Origin of the sequence: Natronosalvus caseinilyticus (assembly GCF_017357105.1) — an archaeon.
In the GTDB taxonomy this organism is placed as follows: Archaea; Halobacteriota; Halobacteria; order Halobacteriales; family Natrialbaceae; genus Natronosalvus; species Natronosalvus caseinilyticus.
In genome coordinates this window covers 157,593-175,401 of the sequence record NZ_CP100395.1, presented here as the reverse complement: position 1 = coordinate 175,401, position 17,809 = coordinate 157,593, and the positions used below count along the sequence as shown (strand labels likewise).

Below are 17,809 nucleotides of genomic sequence, written 5' to 3'. Positions count from 1 at the left end.
GAATTCACTTCACTATTTCTGTCGACCCGCAATCCTCCTGGATCCCCCGGGGGTCGACATCAGCTAGAGAAACCGACTGTCTTCGGTCGGGTCATCGCCGTACACCGAACGGTTCAATAGCTTATCTGAGGAGAGTTCGTAGATCACTACCGATTCTCCTTCTTGCAGTAGATCGTCTATCTTCCCTTTCATCGTCGTCAAATCGCCCTCCGAAATCTCACCTTCAAGCACTGAATTCTGGACGTGGATCAGGTACCGACGACATAGTTTCAGCATTAGGTGGGTGCGGTCGGCCTCCATATCGTAGACGACGATAACGTACATCTACCACCACCGCTTGAACGGCTCGTATGGCTCGCCAGTCAATAGGTGTTTTTTCAGCTTGTACGCCTCGAGCCGGAGCAGATACTGATAGCTTACCTTCCGGTTCAGTTCTGGGTGTTCAACTGTTCGCTCGAGCGTTTGTTCAAACTCCTTCAGGAACGTTGTCCGTCCAGCTTCGTTGAGGAGGCAGGAACCGACTTCATTCCGGAAATCATCACGGCTGATCTGTCTCCGGTTGACTAACCGGAATAGTAGCCGATCCGTCAACACCGGTTTGAACAGGTCAGCGATATCAAGTGAGAGGGAGTAGCGTCGCTCTCCGGGTTCGTGGAGATAGCTGATTGCGGGATCGAGCGCAGTAGCCCGGATCGCCGACACACAGTTAGCATATACCAGACTGTTCCCGAACGAGATGAGCGCATTCACGGGGTTCGGCGGTGGGTTGTACTCCCGGCTGTCAAATGAGAACGAGTCGGGGAGCACCGTATCGAACGTTCGGTAGTACGCCCGGCGGGCTGTCGCTTCGACGCCCATGAGTTCTGAGATATCCTTCGTGCTGTCAATGCGTGAAACCGCGTCATCCAGGTCCTCGAGGACTCTTCCGAGGTCGTAGTCCCGACTGTTGTAGTATGTGACGTTCGTCCGCATATTGTGGATACTGCCGCGGACGAACGAGGCGGCGATCGTCTGCCGTCGCTCGGGGTCGTCGTATGCCCGGACCTGTTCGACAACGGTTCGCCCGCTCGTTTGGCCGCGTTCAGGCATCAGCGACCCCGCGTAGCGATCGTTCCAGCCGAAGACGTGTACGGCGACACCATGGTCGTTGAGAAACGACATCAGCCGCGTATTGTAGTCGATCTGTCCGTGGAGGTAGATTGCTTCGGCATGCTCGACGGGAATGTGTTTTTTCTCACCGTCGATAGTCTCCAGTCGGACCGTGTCTTCGCTTCGTTCGATGCGTCCGTCTGAAAAAATGTGGTAGTTCCTGTCCATGATCAGACCCAACAGAAGTCGTAGTAGGCGCACGACTCACAGTATGGCTTCTCGGTGGCTTCCGGTGGACGCTCCGCGGTCACGATTGCGTGAATACTACGGATCGCCGACTCGACTTTCTCGCGTCGATCCTCGTCTAACGATACTTCCTCACGTCGGCGTTCGGTTGGATGCGCCAATACGCCTTCGCGCTGTACGTCCATCACTCGATCAAGGTACCAAAGGTAGTACGAGAGCTGCATGCGGGCCGGCTCAGTCAGTGCCGAGGAAGGCTTCACCTCGACCACCCGTCCGTCCTCGAGTAAGTCGGGGGAGATCATCCCCAACCGCAGATTCTCCTGTGTACGCTCGCCGTAGGAGGATTCGTCGACACGAGTTCCCCGGGCGACGCTCGCGTTTTCTCGGTCGATCTCGATGTTCCGACTCTCGAACCAGAGCTCGCGTTCACAGACGTAGTAGTACTGCATCATCACTCCGGTGACGCGGAACGGATCGTCGACGGCGTCGCCTCGAGCTGTCGCCAACAGCCGAGTGACGGGGCCGTCACTCACAACAATCGAGCCTCCACGCTGGTATCGGGGATGACGACGCCGTCGGTGGCGTCAAAGTAGCCGTTGTGCCGTCCCGGACGACCGTCCAGCACCAGCCGATCGGCACCCGAGAACAACGGCTCACACGCACTGAGTTTCTCTATCGTCTCGTTGTCGCCGGGGTAGACGGGAATGGAGACCTGCCAGTCGGCGGTCGACTCGACGAGGTCGTTGAGCTTGTCCCAGCGATACTCGGCGAACATCCGTCGGATCTCCTCTACCGTCTTCCGTTCTTCAGCGGTTCTCGTCACGATCACGTCGACGGCAGGACGCTGGTCGATCAGCGAGAGCTTGCTGAGCTGTTCGGCTTCTGCCCGCTCCAAGTAATCGACGTACTCGTCGGCGCCGACATCGCGCTGCTCGAGTAACTCGAAGTAGTGATCGACGGCGTCCCGAGTCACATCCGGTTCAGGTATCGGCTCGCCATCGTATACCGTCGCCAACGCTTGCCCCGTCAGCTTTGTCAGACTCTCTCCGCGACCATATACTGCGCTGGCCGGCGTCATCTCACGGTTCGGCGGTGGCGAAAGCTGCCAGACCGTCACGCGTCCGCGAGCACGATCGTACGATCGATTACACCGGCCCGCAGCCTGCACCAGGCTGTCCATCGGTGCGAAATCGCGGATCACCTCGTCGAAGCTCACGTCGACGCCGGCCTCGACGAGCTGAGTGGAGATGAACAGTACCGGCTCGCCTGCCTCGGCGAGATCGGTCGCGACGTCGATGAGGTGGCGTCGATCACATGGCCGGTGTCGTGTTGTGAGATGTATTAATAATGGTTCCCTCTCATGACGTTGACGAACCGCGTCGGCAAGCGTCTTCTCGGGGCGGACTGAATCGGTCCGGTGCTCCGTAGCGTCGAGTTGCTCAGCGTACATCTCATTGACGTTCAGTATCGCCGTTTGGTTGGCGACTGCCTCAGTAAGTTCCCTCGAGCTATCAATCGTGTTGCATATCGTCAGTACGGAGTCGCCGTCCTCGGCTCGTCTTGCTACGAGTTCGCCAGCTCGATCATACGAGAGGGATCCCTGCTCGGCACCCCCATCGGTGTCCGATTGTTCTCCATCCCAGCCGGGAAGCATTGCGACCGCGGACGGGTGGAGTGCGAAATCGAGTCTGTCGAGTTCCGCATAGTACGGATCGGGATCCGAAACGAGCGAGAATGGCTCCTGATCTCCAGCAGAAAGTAGTTTGGGCTGTGTAGCTGTCATGGTGATCACTGACGCGCCGTACTCCTCGGTCAACAGTTCCACTAATCGATCCACGAGCGGCCACCACTCCAGGGGCAGCGCCTGCGGCTCGTCAAGAACGACTACGCTCCCGTACAACGATGGGAGTTTCATCGAACGGGCGTTTGTCGGGCCGGTGAGGCTCTCGAATAGCTGGACGAACGTCGTTACGACCATCCCCGTGCGCCAGCTCTCTCCCAGCAAGGCGGCGACGTTCTCGACGGCATCGTCGGCGACTTCCTCGGCGGTTTCCGGCGGTGAAACCAGCGTTTCCGCGAGGTGGTGGTCAACTGTGATCCGCTCGTCCCCGTCGCTCTCCTCGAACAGCTCACGGCTCTCGTCTGCCACCTGATCGATGATCGATGTGTACGGCAGCGCATAGATGAGACGCCCCTCCTTTATGCCCGTGGTCGACGCAGTACCGGTCTCTTCGAGGACGGTCAGAGCGGCATCCAACCCAGTGAGCGTCTTCCCCATTCCTGTGGGGAGCGTTAGGGTCGCGACGCGTCGATCATCGGCAACGAACTCGGCTGCGCGGTCTCGGACCTTTTGCCGAGCCTCTTCGCGTCGCCCGTTCAGTCGTTCCGTGCGTGAACCGAGGTCCGAAGTGGCGTTCTCGGCTCGGATATCGGCGATGTGGTCGTCGATCGCCTGTCGTTCGGGTGACGTTGATCGGTAGGCATCCTTCCCTACCTCGACTCCTGTCGTCAGGCTCGCTGCGCTCGCCTTGTCGGCAAAAACGAGCGCGCTCCAGACTTGAAGCACCGACTCGTAGAAGCCAGATGGAAGTTTCTCCGGAGCGGGGCGGAGACGCCGGCCACTACAGGCTCCCTCTGCGAGCCATCCGAGTTCGGTGGCCGATTCGGGACGGGAGAGCCGTTCCAGGAACTCGTTCCAATTGCCGTTGCTGTTTGTCGCCCGTTCGACGAGCACACTCGCTAGCTTGGGGACGGTTTCGTCGATGTGCGCCGCCTGGCTGCGCACGTCCGACCGGTAGAGCGTCTGGATTCGGCCGGACTGTTCGATGCCCGCCCGATGAACGTAGTCGACCGCGTCGGGGAGGCGGCCGTGATGTCTCGCAACGGCGAGAAAGCCGAGGAGACAATCGGTTTCATCGAACTCTCGAGATTCCAGTACGTAGTATGCGAGCAGCGCTGAAATCGGTGCGTGGTGCTTCGGTCCGTCCGGTTTACCGTCACTGTCCGAGAGAAGATGGTCGCGAAACCACGCAGTCAGTTTCCCGAAGTCATGTATCAGTGCCACCGCCTCTACCAATTCGACGAGCGAATCCCCTGCAGGTGTCCTGGCGTCATCGGGGATGAGCCAGCCTACCCGCTCGCAAACATCGTAGAGATGTCTGTCGAGCGGGATTGGTTTTCCGTCAGGGTCTTCGTGCGACGGTCGTTCCGTGAACTCGACCATGGCTACGGCCTCCGACGGTTCACGAGAACATCACTCGGCGGCCGTCGACTTCGTGGGTCTCGACGTTCTGTACCAGAATCGGCTCCGTCCTGGTCGCGTATGCGATCGACTGGAACGCTGTCGTCGTCCGGCCATCTTCGTCGGCCGCCATGAACGCGGGCGACCGTTCGACTTTGATCTCGGTCTCTGGCGCCAGTTCGACGTTGTCGACCGCCTCGAGCACCGCGGAATCCACTTCGGTGGTTTCGCGCTCACGTGGAGTCACGTCGAACTCGCCCAGATACGTGATCTCTGCAAGATGCTCGGAGAGCCCGAGACTCGGTGGGTAGTAGGCAGTACCGTTACGGAGGTGGTCTCGAAAACGGGTACGAAGTTCGTCGTTTGCGAGTCGAAGATCAACCCGATAGGCGGGTTCGACTAACACTTCGTAGTTGTGCTGTTGTCGGAGTTTCGTCGGGTCGGGCATCGAGATGCGTGCGTGCCCGCGGCTGGGCATCGTCGTCATGTGTTCCTTAGCCGTCGAGAGCGTATTCTGTGGCAGGTTAATCGTCCGAAGCTCCTCGATTGCCTCCACTGCGATCGACGAGACTTCAGGGCCGAACGCTTCGTAGTAGCTATCCCGCTCTAGCCCGAGTACCGCGGCAACGAGGCCGGCGACGGTCGTCCGCGGGATAATCCGGTAGGTCTGTTTGACGATGTTCCCCTCGACGCGTCGGAAGTGGCCCCACTCTCCGCGGAGTTCGAAGGAGAGACACGTCTCCGGGAGGGTGTCATCCTCGTCGGCCCAGCCTTCGAGTGTTTCTTGGGACATCACTCTGGCATCGTGGCGGCGGCCTCGTCGTAGACGTTGACGACCTCGACTATATCGTCGCCCACCGCCCCACGTAGGACGTCGTAGAAGCCGTGTTCGCCGACCTCGTCGCCGGCCGTGTAGGTCTCATCGTCGACGGTCACGTCGAGTACGTCGCTCGCAACGACGCGAACGCGAGCGATGCGGTCGTCGTGGCGGTCCAGTCGGGAGACTAGCTCGGTCCCGTCGAGCGTGAACTCCCGAACATTCCGGAGTTCGTCGGTGGGTACCGAGCGATCTTCGTCGATGTCGAGATCCCGCGTTAGCCCACCGAGGTGGAAGCTCTCGTCCTTGTACTCCACGCGGAGATAGAGCCGGGGCTCTTGGCCGACTTTGCTCCGACTGATAGTCTGGTTCTTGATCGCGCGCCACGTCAGCGTGTCGAGACGCTCAACGTCTGCTGTGGAAAGCTTCGTATCGGCCGCTCCGTGTTCGTCGACCAGCCCGTGGAACGCGATGAAACCGTATTGAATACGATGGTCGTCGAGGTCGAACCCACCCTGTTCTTTGCCCTCTCCGGTCGCGATGACGCTGGTGAGGCTGTTGTACTCCTCGTTTTCGGTGACGGGGTGGAGCGTCTTCGCAGGTGAGAACTGGACGGGGCCGGTGAAGTGGTCCGGGAGGTGTTCAGCGAACGGTTCGTAGCTCCCTTTCATGTCGACGCTCATCGTCGCGCCAAAATACCGAACGTCGGCGCTGTTGTCGAGGAATGCTCCGAACACCTCCTCCCGGAGCTTGGCCTCGTCCTCGTCGTCGAGATCGTCGAAGTCCCAGTCCTCGGGCTCGAGACCCCGGAGGCGAGATTCGAGCAGGTCTTCACGTGACGACTGCTCACCAGCTTCGTTTTTCACATTCTGGACGTACACGCCGTGACCGTCGTCGTCGAGCTGGTCACGCAGATAGCGCTTCAGCCTGACGTCGGTCACGATCGCCTGCTGAGTCTCGGGGTCGATACGTGGGCGATTCGCCCCGCTCAGTGGGTTGCCGTTGGGGTTTGCGTCGACGGCATCGTAGCAGAAGACAATCTCGGAACGGTTCGTCACGGGCTCGTAGCTGTCGTCGGCGTATGCGTTGTCGCTCATGCTTCCTCCTGGGTGGCTGTGGGCTGGTCGTCGGCCTGTTCGTCGTCGCTGCTCGCCCAGTTGTTCATCCCGTAGGCGACCCCGAGCGAGTAGTAGAATCGGAGGTCGGTCGTGTCGAGTTCCCAGTCGCCGTCGATGTCGATCCGGGGTAGGGTCGTCACCAGACGGTCGACGACCTCACGGTACATCGTTCCGGCCATATTGTTCTCCCTGGAGTAGACGACGTTCTTGTTCAACACGTCGCTGGCGAGTCGCTTCAGCTTTGACTCGGTGACGGCTTTGATCGGATACTGATCGATCAGTGTGGTCGAGCGCCCCTCGCTCACCTGCTGGTAGCCAGTCACCTGGCCGACCAGCGCGCCGAGGAGGAAGCTGCCACGTCGTTCGGGCTGCTCCTCGTCGAGAGCCGGTGTCTGATCGAGGAACTGTTCGAGCTTTGTCTCCCGCGCCCCGGCGACGTTCCCGCCGTCGGCTCGGGCTGGTGTGTCTGAGTACATGTCGTTTGTTGGATGATCGTCTGTCAACTGCAGTGGTTCCGCGACTGGTTCGTACGCTTCACGCCCGGTCAGCAGGCCAGCGTCGGCGAGTGCACAGAGCTGCGTGTACTGTGCGGCCACACGAAAACTCGGGAACTCCTCACCTTCGTCCTCCAGGAGCCGGTCGACGTACTCGGTAAGTACAGCTTTGACGTCGAGTGGCTCACCTGAGAGCACGGCAACGAGTGCTCGGATTCGGTAATCATCGGCACTGGCGTCGTCATCGCCCGTAGCGAACGTCTGTTCGAAGTACCACCCCGTGGCGAGGGTACTGAGCAGTGTTGACTCCTCCGAGACGAAGATGTCCCAGTTGTCCGGTGTCGGGAACGCGGCCCGAAGCCGAGGATCGGGATGGTCGGCGTCGCCCTCCGCATCGTACAGCCACGACTGGAGCACCTGCTCGTGTTTTCGCGTGAGTTCGACAGGCGAGAACAGCGTCCCGTCCATGCTGTCGCCGAAGACGTCGAAGCGTTTGGTCTGGTGTTCCATCACCGCGGCGACGTAGAAGCGGAACCGCTTGCCCACTTCCTGGAGGCGCGGGGTATCTTGGTAGCTCCGGTAGGCGCTTTCGATCGGCGTCATATCCTCAGCGTGAACGAGCTCGTAGAGTACCTGATAGAGGTCCCGCGCGTCTTCCGGACCGAGCCGTCCGAAGAAGTACGGGAGGTAGTAGACGTTCGCACCCATCGTGTAGTAGTCGCAGGCGTCGACGAACGTGCTTGCGTTCATCAGCGTCACCGCGACGTCCTCCGATACTGGGTGGGTTCGCCACGCCTGGTCTGGGTCGAACCCTGGAAACTTCTCGAGTTGCTTGCCGAGGAAGTAGTTCAGCGGGTCTTCGGCAGTCCCGACAGCTGGCCCGGAGTGACCGGTTACGAGGTCGGTCGCGTCGCCTACAGAGTCGGTGGCCTCTCCCTTTGAAACGAGTTTCGCCTGCTTTCGCGCCCGCATCGCCTCATTGAACACCGGGCTCGCCTTGCCCGGGAGGAGAAACTTGCCGTCCGGCTCGACTTTGACCGCCACGGTCGTGAGCGCCGTCGTCTTGCCGTCGAGCTGTTCATCGATGGCAGTCTCAATCCGTTCCCGGATATTCTCCGTCTCGCCAAGAGTAGCGAGTTCGTTGATGATCCAGCCGTCCTCGTGGTCGGCTGCGGCGTCCTGAATCACGTCGTCGACCGCCCACGCGGTGAGTCGCTCGTGGAGGTACTCTGCGACCTTCTCGGGCTCCTTGTTCTTGCCTGTACGATGTGTGACGCTGTGGTCGAACCCCCGCGCGGAGTCATACCACGAATGGGCGACCGCTTCGACCTTCCCCTCTCCGTATCGTTCAACGCCGACTGGCCTATCGGGATCGAGGCCCGGTTCGTCCCCACTTAGGTCGACCCGGAGATAGAGCAGGCTCTCGGGCTCGTCGAACAGGTCGGTCGACTTCTCCGGCGTGAGATAGGCCGCGTACTCGCCTCCACCGGCGGTCGCAAGCGTGTACAATCGCCCGTATACATATTGGAGATCGCGGAGCGAGGAGATCGGTCGATTGGGGAGTTTCCTCGCCAGTTTTGCATCATCTCCATAGCGTTCATTGAACATCGAAGGCTCCGGAAGAAGACTCATCCATGCACCTCTGGCGCTGGCTTTCCGTACGGATCGCGTTTCTCGGTAAGATTGCAGAATCCCAGCCCCAGCGCGTTCCGCTCGCCGAGTCCACAGTCCAGTGCGAGGTTGAGATGACGTCGATGATCATCATTGCGGACCGTATAATCGAACTGCCATTTCGAGAGTACGTACGTTAGCCTCTGGTCCGTTGTTACCTGCAATGGCACGGCGAAGGTTTTCAGCAGTTCGTAGCCATCAAAGAGGTCACCGTTGGTTTCGCTTGGACCCGGGAGGTATTCCGGGCCGAACAGGCTGTATTTCTTATCCAGATTCGCCTCAAGCTGTTCGCGGAGTGGTTCGATTGTGTGCTCCGGGCGCCAATATACTGCCTCTTCGCCTGGGTTATCGATCCCGTAGTCCTCACAGCGCCACGGTGGGATCCGGACGAGTAGTCCGGTCCCTGTCCCGATCGTCCCGCTGCTTCCCGGTTCACCGACATCTGGCGTGATGGCCGAGAGACCCTGGACGGTAAACGGCATTTCCCCAACGTTCAGTTCGGGGTTTTCTTGGAGATCCGTTGCGATCACCGAGAGAAGCTCTTCCTGTGGCGCTGAGACAATAAGGGTCCGTTGGTCACCTTCAGACATGTCCTGCGGTGGGAATGGGTTGCTGAACGAGAACCCAGGCGGCTCATTCGTGTCGTGAACCGCTTCATGCTCTGTTCCTTCGAGTGCGTTCCAGATCCGACCACGAAGCTTGTGGTGGTAGTCGTTCTGGTAGGTCGTGTCTGCTCGTGCACGGAGATGTACGAGCACTCGCATCACGGCCTCCCTCTGTTAGTCGGTATCACAAGACGAGTCGATAATTATTTGCAGGATATATAAGTATTACTGACACTATTAATGTTCTAGGGGAACAGGATTATTCTTGAAGAGAGGAGTTACTTCACTGTTCATGGTCTTCTATAATTTGGAGTAAGAGGTAGTCTACCTAATCGTCCGCACTCACGAAATAGATTAGTTGAGTGCGGACTGGTCCAAAGGTTGAATTGTTCGGTCGAGAACCCCACTATCTCAGATTTGTCTATAGCTCGGTCAATAGCCCAGGGTTCATTCATCGTCTCTCGATACCTCCATTCAAATGCACCTTGGCCGGGTGCGCTGATGTCTCCGCCAGATCCTGCACCAGTCTTAACCAACAACTTCGGATGCCTACGTTTGTTGTTGGTTAAGGTACTCTTCTGCTGAGTATTTCAGGGAGGATTTGGTCCGTGACGAGATGACTGACACATCTGGCACCCCCACACCGGCTGGGCAGACCACGTCTCATCTGGGACATCCTCGAACTCCTGAAACGGATGCATAGTCTTTTGACCGCACGTGCGGCAGTCAAGTCGCGTTTTCGAGGGCACGCTGGGTTGCCGATCTTCGGAATGCTCGTCGTCAACGGCGCGCTGGAGCGCAATTGCTGGTGTCAACCAAACGTCGTTCTCGGTGCTCTCAAGCAGGCTTGTAAGCCGAGCTTCGCCACGAACGCCGTGTCCTTCCTCGTCGTACAGAAACGTCGTGTGAACCCCTCCATTTGGCGACGTCGTCGTCGCTTTCCAGACTGTCCGCTCACGAGCTACCGAAAGCAGCTGTTCACCACGTTCGGAGGTAGCCCGTACGGCGTCGGGTAGGGAGGGCCACTGGTCGGTCAACTGCGCTGCAGGCGCGTCGTCGAAATCGTAGATCAGCTGGCAATCATCGACGGCTGGATCCCTGTCGGGCTTCGCGAGGAGAGTCGCTGCCGCAGCGCCCTTCGCGAGGGCGTGATAGTCGGTTGAGGCCTCGACGAGCAGATGGACGACGTGAAGCAGTGTCCACTCGAGGTCTGCGGGCTGCTGTTCGTCGGTGGATTCACCGAGATGATTCATGAGGCAGAACCGGCACCTGGTCTGGCTGGCAGGAATCGACGCGCCACAGGAAGCACACTCGTTCATTGTAGCGGTTGAGTCGTCTGGATATTCCGCGAGTGTCTCCTCAGTTCGGTCTCGAAAGGGCTCGCAACGACGGTCTCTGGCGAGTTCATGGTCGGGAATCTGCGTCGCCTCGCCAAGCGGTCGGAGTTCCTCGAAATCAGCGTAACGGTCGGTCATGGGGACGTCTACCAGCACGTTCTTTCGTCTTCACTTTTAAACATCAGCCCCACATCCAGTACAGACTGAACGTTCCGAGTCAGACGCTTCGGGGACCAGTTCAGCCAGTGTGTCTTGATGTGACCGGATGGTCGGGGTCGTGACGTTCGCAGCTTCCGCGACCTCCGTCTGCGTCAGCCACCGACCTTCGTCGCGCCCGGCTTTGTAGAGACAGGCCGCTGCAAATCCTGATGGCCGAACGCCCGTTGTGGCATCTGTTGATTCAGCTTCTTCCGCTAACCTCCGAGCTCGCTGTCGAATAGAGTCAGAGACGTCGAGTTCCGACGCAAGTCGGGGAATGAATTCGCCCGGGCGAACGGGCTGGGCCGGGAGTCCGAGTTCTCTGTTTAGCGTCTTGTAGGCACTCCTGACTCTCGACTGCTCGACCCGTGCCGCATCGGCGATGTCCTCGAGCGTTCGTGAGAGACCGTTACAGCGACAGATCCCGTAGACGCTCGCTGCCGCCATCGCCTCGATCGATCGGCCTCGAAGCAGGTCTTCGTTCTGTGCACTCCGGAACAAGTGACACGCCTGGTCGCGAACCGATTCTGTGAACTCGAGTGTGCTCACGATTCTTCGAACTTCACCCAGGCCGTGTGCGAGATTCCGCTCAGCTTTCGAGTGGAACCGCCCACGAGACTGCTCACGCCGCATTCGGGCTAGCCGCTGGCGCTTTTGCCCAGAGAGTTCGTTCCCGTTCGCATCTTTCCGGCGACCGATTTCCGTCGATAGCCCTCGGTCGTGACGTGCCGCTGTAAGTGGAGCCCCCATCCGCTTTCGCTGGTCCTGATCGTGGGGTCTCCATTCCGGACCGTGATCGATCCGCTGCTCGTCGATGACGAGCCCACAGTCCTCACAGATGGTTTCGATAGCATTGGTGGTGACCTGACCGTCGCACTCAGGGCATTGGTTCGATTCAGTCTCAGTCTGGACGTCTTCGTCGAACGCCGTTTTGTAAATCTCTCTAGTTGCCATGATGCTCACGAGGGGGCGATGCGTTTCTCAGGATGCCCCTCAGCCACTCTGGGGCAAACAAACACCACACGGACAGCGGTGGCACGGACTTATGGGGTAGCGAAAGCCCGGCAGTACAACGGCCATTGGCCGTGAGCAGCCCGGAACGTGGAGGTGGTGGGAGGTGGCGGTGACTGCGTACACATCAGCAAAAAAGGGGGCGTCACCCCGGCTATTCCCACCACCGACTGCACTCATCATGTCGTTCCCACCGACTACGGTCTCACCCAGACGCCGGCCAATCGCCGTTCGCGACCAGCCATCCGGCTTCTCCGCCAGCCGCATCGACATTAGCTCTCGATTCCAAACGCGAGTAACTATCTCTAATTTAGTCCTCAACCGGAACTTCGACCTCGAGTTCGACGAGTAACCCGTCCTGAGCGAGCTGCTGTGGTCCGAGGAGCGTGAGACAGGGATACGGTGGATCGGCGAATACCTCGTTCCACACCTCGAAGAACGCGTCCCGGTTCGTTTGTAGCTCGACGATGTGCGCGGTCACCTTCGTCACGTCAGCCAGTGATCGATCGATGTCTTCGAGGAGTATTTCGACGTTCTCGAACGCTTTGAACGTCTGGCTTGTAACATCTTCCCCAGCGAGTTCGAATTTCTCATTCCAACCGACTTGCCCTGACATAAAGAGGGTGCCGTCTACGACGATGCCATGACTGTAGCCGATGCTCGAGGCGTCGATGAGCCCGTCTGGAGCGATCTGTTTCCGTGCCATGACATGGCAGTCAGTGTGGAACTCGAAGTATATGCCGGTCGATGTGTCGTCGATTGTTCCGGAAACGTAGGGAACGTCGGCGTTAGCGCTCGCGGGCGTGACGTATTTCGTTTTCGTGCCGCGGTCGATCACCACGGCCTCGTCGGTCTTGAGGCGTGAGTCCGGATGGATGAGAGATGGGTCCGAGGTGGTGGTTGGTTCCTCTGGCTTGTCTGGGAAGGTTGGACCCGTTTCAGTCTTTTCCTGTCGGGATAATGAATCGACCGATTCCCTCAATATTTCGCGTTCGCGAGCGTCCTTGTGACCCTCATTGGGCGATTCGAGACGGTCGTGAAGCGACTCCTCTAGTTTGTGAACGTCGGATCTATGCCATCGGTGTCGTCGAAGAACAGAGAAGACCGCTGGCCATCAGTGGGTCTCACAATACAACTGCACGGTCAGCGTTGAGATGGCGGATAGGTAATGAGATGACGCGGTAGCTTTATCGAACGGACTCCACTAAGGTTACAGAATGTCTCCAACGTACTGGTCTTCCCAGTGTCGTCGATCTTCGATCTCACGACGTCCGCGGCGCGTCACGGAATAGACGTTCGTCCGACGATCGGCCTCACCTTTCTCGATCAACCCCTTGTCGACGAGAGTGTCAAGGTTCGGATAGAGACGGCCATGGTGGATCTCTTTTTCGTAGTAGTTCTCGAGTTCGTCCTTGATCGCGAGTCCATGCGGTTCGTCTAGTCCGGCGGCCACATATAAGAGGTCACGCTGGAATCCAGTCAGGTCGTACATTGTCGATACTTTGTAAGAAGCCCAATTAAAGGCATGGGATGCTGAAAGTATTTGTCAATGACAGGTTTAGCGAAAGCCCGGCAGCGAAGCGGCGCCTTGAGCGCCGTGAGCAGCCCGGAACGTGGAGGTGGTGGGAGGTGGCGGTGACCGCTACCCATCAGCAAAAAAGGGGCCGTTGCTCTGGCTACTCCCACCACCGACCGCGTTCTGGGAACATAACGGTGCTCCACCCGGTCAGGGCCACGGAGACGCGCCCGTTGTACCAGTTCTTCGCCGCCCCGTGAATCCGCACACGTTCGCCTTCTTCGATCCAGGGTTGGTTCGATTTCTCCCAGACAGTCAGCTTCGTTCGCCCGCTCTCGTCCTCGATGAGCCCGACTTGCTGAATCGCCGACGAGTCGCTCTCCCACAGGACCGTCACACGACCCTCAATGCTCACCTCTTTGCGACCAATCTCCTCGAGCTTCCCGATTGGAACCACCTGTCCTGGTGCCGTCTCCAGTTCCTCGAACACCCCGACGACCGCACCCATCAGGTCCTTCCCACCGACCACGGCTTCGGCCAGTCGCCGGCCGATCGCCGCTCGCGACCAGCCGTCCAGCTTCTCCGCCAGCCGCATCGACTGTCTGTTCACCGCCGCCAGCTGCTCCTGCGTGAGTTCTGCACGAGGATCGTCTCGTTCCGGGTCCGCCATCGGATCCACGCTCGCTGCCCGTTTCTGGAACGCTGTACGCCGCTCAGCGCTGCGCTTCGCCGCGACGTCTCGCGTCCGTTGTTCCCGACCGTTCTGCGTCCCCAGTTCGGCCTGGGCACTGATGCGCTCGAGCTCGGCCTCCCGCGCTCGAATGCGCTCTTCCTGTTCGAGGGTCACACCTCGAATCCGCTCGTCACTGGTGTCGATCATCCCATCCGGGTGGTTCGCATCGACTTTCGCCTGGATCTCCATCTGCACCGTCGCCTGGAACTCAGGTGTCTCGTCAACGACCTCGAACCCATCTTCATCGACTTCTGCTTCGTCTGCTTTTTCGAATGCCTGTTCATCGACCGAAACCTCATTACCAAAGACGTTCTTACTCGACATTGGAGTTCAGCTCCTGAAGGCGCTCAGCGTCCGACACCGCGATGCCATTACATCGCGGTTTTCCGACGACACCGCCCGACAGAACCATCTGCGCGCTCTCGCTTGCGCCTTCGCGAGCGCCCCCTGGGCGCGAGCGAGAGCGCGCCTGAGGCGGACAATCATCCAGCACCGCGTGCCGACCCGCCCGGAGCGAGCGGCCAGCTTTAAGCCGTTTCTCGTGTCCGGCCCGGACTGCGGGTCCGTGTCCAGGGCGACGGTCGTGAGCACGGCGAGTCGCAGTGTGGCTCGCCGCGCGGAACGGCCCAAAGCGCTGGAACGCGAAAGCCCGCGAGGGGCGCAACCGAAAACGCGCTTAATGCTGGCGTCGAGACCAGATTCACTTTAGCCCGGAACGGGCGCGGACGGTGCGGAGAGCGCCCGCATGCCCGGAATGGTCGGTCGCGAGCGACGCGGAGGGCGGAACGCGGCGAGCGGGACGGGCCGGTACGTACCACTGGTCAATCGGCTTCATCGCTCGGCGAACCAACCACCGCCCTGGTGGACTCAGAAAGGGCGAGGCCGTCTCGATCGTCCCCCGACCCCGTAAGCACCGCAAGAATGAGGCGCGCAGCGTGGGTCGCGGAATGCCGAGCGGCCGAGGGCTTTCGGAGATGATGCTATCGGTCACCACTCACAGTCAAGATCTTCAGAACCTAGTCAGCGGTCATCCCGTAACGAACACCGTTGACCAACACGCAATCGGGGCCTTCTCAGTCACTTCTCTGTAGTCGGCGGAGCGTCGGGCCCAGTCGTGATCCAGTCAGTTGCTATCGAGCGTCGGCTGGCGGGTCGAGATACGTCTCCAGTTCGTCGATGACGGTCTGGACGAATGATTCATCGAGACGACCCTGTCGACGGATGAGTGCAGCGTGCTTCGGTGACGCAACCGACCAGGGCGAGGCGTAGCTCTGGCGTGGCATCCCGCCCTCTACCCAGTCGGAATCCTCGATTGGGACCGTTTCGTCATGGGGCGTTGTCGTCAGCGTGACCGTCATATACTGTTCGTCGCCGAACGGGTGTGTGTCATTGTTCAGGATCAGCCACGGACGCGGGTTCTCACCCGACTTGAACGGATCCGGTCCCCAGACGACGTCCCCGCGTTGATAGCTCATTCAGTCGCCTCGTCCTCGTCGTCGACCGCGTGCTCCAACCACTCGTCCATGTCTTCCTCGCCGAAGCGGTCATTAGCCGCCCGCGTACTCTCGAGCATGTTGGTGTGCGCCGCGACGTCGTCATCTTCACCGAGCGCCCAGTAGTTGCCCTTATGCCGGACGAGTCCCCGATCCTCGAGTCGAGAGAGGACGACGCTGATGCTCCCCGCTTTGACGTCGGTCGCATCTCGAATCTCGCTCTGGGTGAACGCCTGATCGGGATGGGCAGCGAGAAACCGCATGACGCGATCGGCGTTCGTCTCCCCGGAGTGCTGGAGGCGATCCTCGGGGGAAGATTCGAACGTCTCGATGTCGATGGGCATGTGTATTGCTTTGTCGCTGTATGTATTAGATGTACCGACGTATTTCTGAGCCGGTTCGGGCTCGCTGATTTACTGGGAGTGGGCTGGTCGGGCTATTCATCGACGACATGTGTCTCGAAGTCCCGTGTCCAATACGTCGCGGGGCCACCGGGGCTACAGCGAGCACACAGCTGCAAGGGCCCTTCGAGATGCCCGAGTTCGACACGAAATCGCGTGAGTGCAGTGAGCGTTTCGACGACGAGTCCACAGCTATCACAGGCGTGATGATCACGCTCGCCGGGATCAGGATGCTTCTGGACGGCACAGTCAACACAGATCGGATGCGAAACTCGCTCGTCTTTACCCCAGGTGAAGGCGGCGCCACGCTCCGACCCGGGAAGCGCATCGCAGAACGCACATCCCGAAAGCGTCTGCTGCATTACGACGTCTCCTCGTCGGCATCACGGCCAGTTGTCCACCCACGATGGAAGACAGCCAACTGCCGAATCGAGTCGAAGGCTTCGCCGCTAGGCTCGTGGACCAGCACTCGCTGTTCGGCGACTGCTGTCACGACACCGTCGTCGACGAGGTCACTGACGAGGTGTCGCGCCGCCGTCTCGTCGACGCCCACTGTCGATATCCGGGCCGCATCCCGATCCTGTGCGAGAAGTTCGCTTTCGAATCGCTCGTGATCGGCTGATCTATCGTCAAGGATGTCTGGATCAGTCATGGAACTCACATCTCGGCACGCTCTCGAGCGCGCCTCGCGCCTCGCGGCGCCGACAGACTCATCGTCGGGAACAGGTGAGGAGAATGAAGCAGGACTCTGAACTCAAGAACTTAACTAACGGTTTGGGATCATCTCGCGAGGTTTGTTGGTTAAAACAGTCGCCCCGTCTGCAGAACTGCAGAAGAGAACACAAACCCCGAAAGAAAGGCTCTGTTGAAACTCTCAGTGAGTGATAAGTTTGAATCGTTGTGCTGAATATAGAGGATGAGTGCAGCATGACGCCACCGCTTATTTCACACCGGAAGCCGTGAACCATCCGATCACTATACGTGCGTACTGAACGTATGCCAGATAAGGCAGTGGCAACCTGTTCGTTACTTATTGTCCGTGCTCTGCGTGTCGCTCACTCCATTCAAATTCGCTAATATCCGTGTCCCAGTCTTCAACGTCGCCCCTCTTGACGTCCTGAACATCAATGTGATTATGATTATCGGCTACCTCGACCTCTGATTGATCTCCAAACTGGACACTATTGAAATCCTCTCTGGACGTTGGTGCGTTTAGGCAACCGTGATTGTCGGCGTCGGAGCTGAATCCGTCGCCACAGACTCCAATCGCATAGCGAACGGTCTCAAATTCACCTTCTAACGTTTCATGGAACTCGTCAGAAACGGTGACCTCTACGGGTGAAGAGACGACGTTACCGTACTCCGTCGCTACGAGCCCAGTGATCTCGCTTTCTCCATCGGAGAATAGTCGGAGAATGTGATCCGAATACGAATGGTTCTCGTGACGCCACCTGACAGTGATTGCTTTGATTTGCAGCAAGTCAGCCGAAACCGTGTCCGAATCCGAAAGACAGCCTGCCAGTGTACTACTCACCAGCGCGCTCCCGGAGATACCAATTAACTCCCGTCTGCTGATCATTATTGCATATGCCATTTAAGCCATATTATATATTTCGGATAAATAACTAATAGCGTAGAACTGGCGTGGGTAGCTGATTCGCTTGCTCCTTAGATGGAACAGTAGTTGAGTCACCTGTATTGAGCGTTTGACTTTCCGCGTTGATCCCTCCTCAGTCCGTGAAACATTCGCGCTCTGTATTCAGCACGCAGTTCTTATCAGGGTTGATGGATTTCAACAGAACCGAAAAGACAGGGATCTGCTTCCATCGAGCGACTGCA

The 17,809-nt window shown here is 58.9% G+C and carries 18 protein-coding genes and 1 pseudogene; all 19 read right to left on the bottom strand.

Annotated elements, in window-relative coordinates:
* Positions 1-63 precede the first annotated feature (63 nt).
* Positions 64-324, bottom strand: a complete 261-nt coding sequence (gene cas2 / locus J1N60_RS20285; RefSeq protein ID WP_312912697.1) for a CRISPR-associated endonuclease Cas2 — start codon at positions 322-324, stop codon at positions 64-66.
* Positions 325-1,317 carry a type I-B CRISPR-associated endonuclease Cas1b gene (cas1b, locus tag J1N60_RS20280; protein ID WP_312912696.1) on the bottom strand — a complete coding sequence of 331 codons (993 nt, stop codon included), beginning with the start codon at positions 1,315-1,317 and terminating at the stop codon, positions 325-327.
* 2 nt (positions 1,318-1,319) lie between these two features.
* Entirely contained in the window at positions 1,320-1,868 is a 549-nt protein-coding gene (gene cas4 / locus J1N60_RS20275) for a CRISPR-associated protein Cas4 (protein ID WP_312912695.1), read from the bottom strand.
* Positions 1,865-4,558 (bottom strand): CRISPR-associated endonuclease Cas3'', encoded by a 2,694-nt coding sequence (locus J1N60_RS20270; protein ID WP_312912694.1) that lies wholly within the window; start codon positions 4,556-4,558, stop codon positions 1,865-1,867. Before J1N60_RS20270 ends, cas4 begins: the two co-directional genes overlap by 4 nt.
* Before the next feature lie 19 nt (positions 4,559-4,577).
* Positions 4,578-5,369: a type I-B CRISPR-associated protein Cas5b gene (cas5b, locus tag J1N60_RS20265; RefSeq protein WP_312912693.1), complete on the bottom strand. Its 792-nt coding sequence runs from the start codon at positions 5,367-5,369 to the stop codon at positions 4,578-4,580.
* Positions 5,369-6,490 (bottom strand): type I-B CRISPR-associated protein Cas7/Csh2, encoded by a 1,122-nt coding sequence (gene cas7b / locus J1N60_RS20260; RefSeq protein WP_312912692.1) that lies wholly within the window; start codon positions 6,488-6,490, stop codon positions 5,369-5,371. Before cas7b ends, cas5b begins: the two co-directional genes overlap by 1 nt.
* A complete protein-coding gene (cas8b, locus tag J1N60_RS20255) occupies positions 6,487-8,637 on the bottom strand; it encodes a type I-B CRISPR-associated protein Cas8b/Csh1 (protein WP_312912691.1) in 2,151 nt (716 codons plus the stop codon). Before cas8b ends, cas7b begins: the two co-directional genes overlap by 4 nt.
* Positions 8,634-9,440 carry a CRISPR-associated endoribonuclease Cas6 gene (gene cas6 / locus J1N60_RS20250; protein ID WP_312912690.1) on the bottom strand — a complete coding sequence of 269 codons (807 nt, stop codon included), beginning with the start codon at positions 9,438-9,440 and terminating at the stop codon, positions 8,634-8,636. Before cas6 ends, cas8b begins: the two co-directional genes overlap by 4 nt.
* Before the next feature lie 431 nt (positions 9,441-9,871).
* On the bottom strand, positions 9,872-10,756 hold the full coding sequence (locus J1N60_RS20245) for a biosurfactant protein 1 (protein ID WP_312912689.1): 885 nt from the start codon (positions 10,754-10,756) through the stop codon (positions 9,872-9,874).
* A 36-nt stretch (positions 10,757-10,792) separates the two neighbouring features.
* Positions 10,793-11,770, bottom strand: a complete 978-nt coding sequence (locus J1N60_RS20240) for a transcription initiation factor IIB (RefSeq protein WP_312912688.1) — start codon at positions 11,768-11,770, stop codon at positions 10,793-10,795.
* A gap of 219 nt (positions 11,771-11,989) precedes the next feature.
* Positions 11,990-12,097, bottom strand: a pseudogene (locus J1N60_RS20235) (DNA-binding protein); the annotation flags it as partial.
* Between the two features lie 40 nt (positions 12,098-12,137).
* On the bottom strand, positions 12,138-12,809 hold the full coding sequence (locus tag J1N60_RS20230; RefSeq protein WP_312912687.1) for a RidA family protein: 672 nt from the start codon (positions 12,807-12,809) through the stop codon (positions 12,138-12,140).
* A 228-nt stretch (positions 12,810-13,037) separates the two neighbouring features.
* Positions 13,038-13,319, bottom strand: a complete 282-nt coding sequence (locus tag J1N60_RS20225; protein ID WP_312912686.1) for a helix-turn-helix transcriptional regulator — start codon at positions 13,317-13,319, stop codon at positions 13,038-13,040.
* 184 nt (positions 13,320-13,503) lie between these two features.
* A complete protein-coding gene (locus J1N60_RS20220; RefSeq protein ID WP_312912685.1) occupies positions 13,504-14,400 on the bottom strand; it encodes a DNA-binding protein in 897 nt (298 codons plus the stop codon).
* A gap of 806 nt (positions 14,401-15,206) precedes the next feature.
* Entirely contained in the window at positions 15,207-15,551 is a 345-nt protein-coding gene (locus tag J1N60_RS20215; RefSeq protein WP_312912684.1) for a type II toxin-antitoxin system PemK/MazF family toxin, read from the bottom strand.
* On the bottom strand, positions 15,548-15,913 hold the full coding sequence (locus J1N60_RS20210; protein ID WP_312912683.1) for a MarR family transcriptional regulator: 366 nt from the start codon (positions 15,911-15,913) through the stop codon (positions 15,548-15,550). Before J1N60_RS20210 ends, J1N60_RS20215 begins: the two co-directional genes overlap by 4 nt.
* A 92-nt stretch (positions 15,914-16,005) precedes the next feature.
* Positions 16,006-16,332 carry a DUF7558 family protein gene (locus J1N60_RS20205; protein WP_312912682.1) on the bottom strand — a complete coding sequence of 109 codons (327 nt, stop codon included), beginning with the start codon at positions 16,330-16,332 and terminating at the stop codon, positions 16,006-16,008.
* A complete protein-coding gene (locus tag J1N60_RS20200; protein WP_312912681.1) occupies positions 16,332-16,622 on the bottom strand; it encodes a DUF8069 family protein in 291 nt (96 codons plus the stop codon). Before J1N60_RS20200 ends, J1N60_RS20205 begins: the two co-directional genes overlap by 1 nt.
* 378 nt (positions 16,623-17,000) lie before the next feature.
* Entirely contained in the window at positions 17,001-17,564 is a 564-nt protein-coding gene (locus J1N60_RS20195; RefSeq protein WP_312912680.1) for a hypothetical protein, read from the bottom strand.
* Positions 17,565-17,809: the final 245 nt, after the last annotated feature.

What these genes read in the sequence shown, in the direction of transcription:
- J1N60_RS20270 (WP_312912694.1), bottom strand. Translation starts at nt 4,558, where the DNA reads ATGGTCGAGTTCACGGAACGACCGTCGCACGAAGACCCTGACGGAAAA.
- J1N60_RS20210 (WP_312912683.1), bottom strand. Translation starts at nt 15,913, where the DNA reads ATGCCCATCGACATCGAGACGTTCGAATCTTCCCCCGAGGATCGCCTC.
- cas1b (WP_312912696.1), bottom strand. Translation starts at nt 1,317, where the DNA reads ATGGACAGGAACTACCACATTTTTTCAGACGGACGCATCGAACGAAGC.
- J1N60_RS20220 (WP_312912685.1), bottom strand. Translation starts at nt 14,400, where the DNA reads ATGTCGAGTAAGAACGTCTTTGGTAATGAGGTTTCGGTCGATGAACAG.
- J1N60_RS20240 (WP_312912688.1), bottom strand. Translation starts at nt 11,770, where the DNA reads ATGGCAACTAGAGAGATTTACAAAACGGCGTTCGACGAAGACGTCCAG.
- cas8b (WP_312912691.1), bottom strand. Translation starts at nt 8,637, where the DNA reads ATGAGTCTTCTTCCGGAGCCTTCGATGTTCAATGAACGCTATGGAGAT.
- J1N60_RS20200 (WP_312912681.1), bottom strand. Translation starts at nt 16,622, where the DNA reads ATGACTGATCCAGACATCCTTGACGATAGATCAGCCGATCACGAGCGA.
- J1N60_RS20205 (WP_312912682.1), bottom strand. Translation starts at nt 16,332, where the DNA reads ATGCAGCAGACGCTTTCGGGATGTGCGTTCTGCGATGCGCTTCCCGGG.
- cas5b (WP_312912693.1), bottom strand. Translation starts at nt 5,369, where the DNA reads ATGTCCCAAGAAACACTCGAAGGCTGGGCCGACGAGGATGACACCCTC.
- cas2 (WP_312912697.1), bottom strand. Translation starts at nt 324, where the DNA reads ATGTACGTTATCGTCGTCTACGATATGGAGGCCGACCGCACCCACCTA.
- J1N60_RS20225 (WP_312912686.1), bottom strand. Translation starts at nt 13,319, where the DNA reads ATGTACGACCTGACTGGATTCCAGCGTGACCTCTTATATGTGGCCGCC.
- J1N60_RS20215 (WP_312912684.1), bottom strand. Translation starts at nt 15,551, where the DNA reads ATGAGCTATCAACGCGGGGACGTCGTCTGGGGACCGGATCCGTTCAAG.
- J1N60_RS20245 (WP_312912689.1), bottom strand. Translation starts at nt 10,756, where the DNA reads ATGACCGACCGTTACGCTGATTTCGAGGAACTCCGACCGCTTGGCGAG.
- cas6 (WP_312912690.1), bottom strand. Translation starts at nt 9,440, where the DNA reads ATGCGAGTGCTCGTACATCTCCGTGCACGAGCAGACACGACCTACCAG.
- J1N60_RS20195 (WP_312912680.1), bottom strand. Translation starts at nt 17,564, where the DNA reads ATGGCATATGCAATAATGATCAGCAGACGGGAGTTAATTGGTATCTCC.
- cas7b (WP_312912692.1), bottom strand. Translation starts at nt 6,490, where the DNA reads ATGAGCGACAACGCATACGCCGACGACAGCTACGAGCCCGTGACGAAC.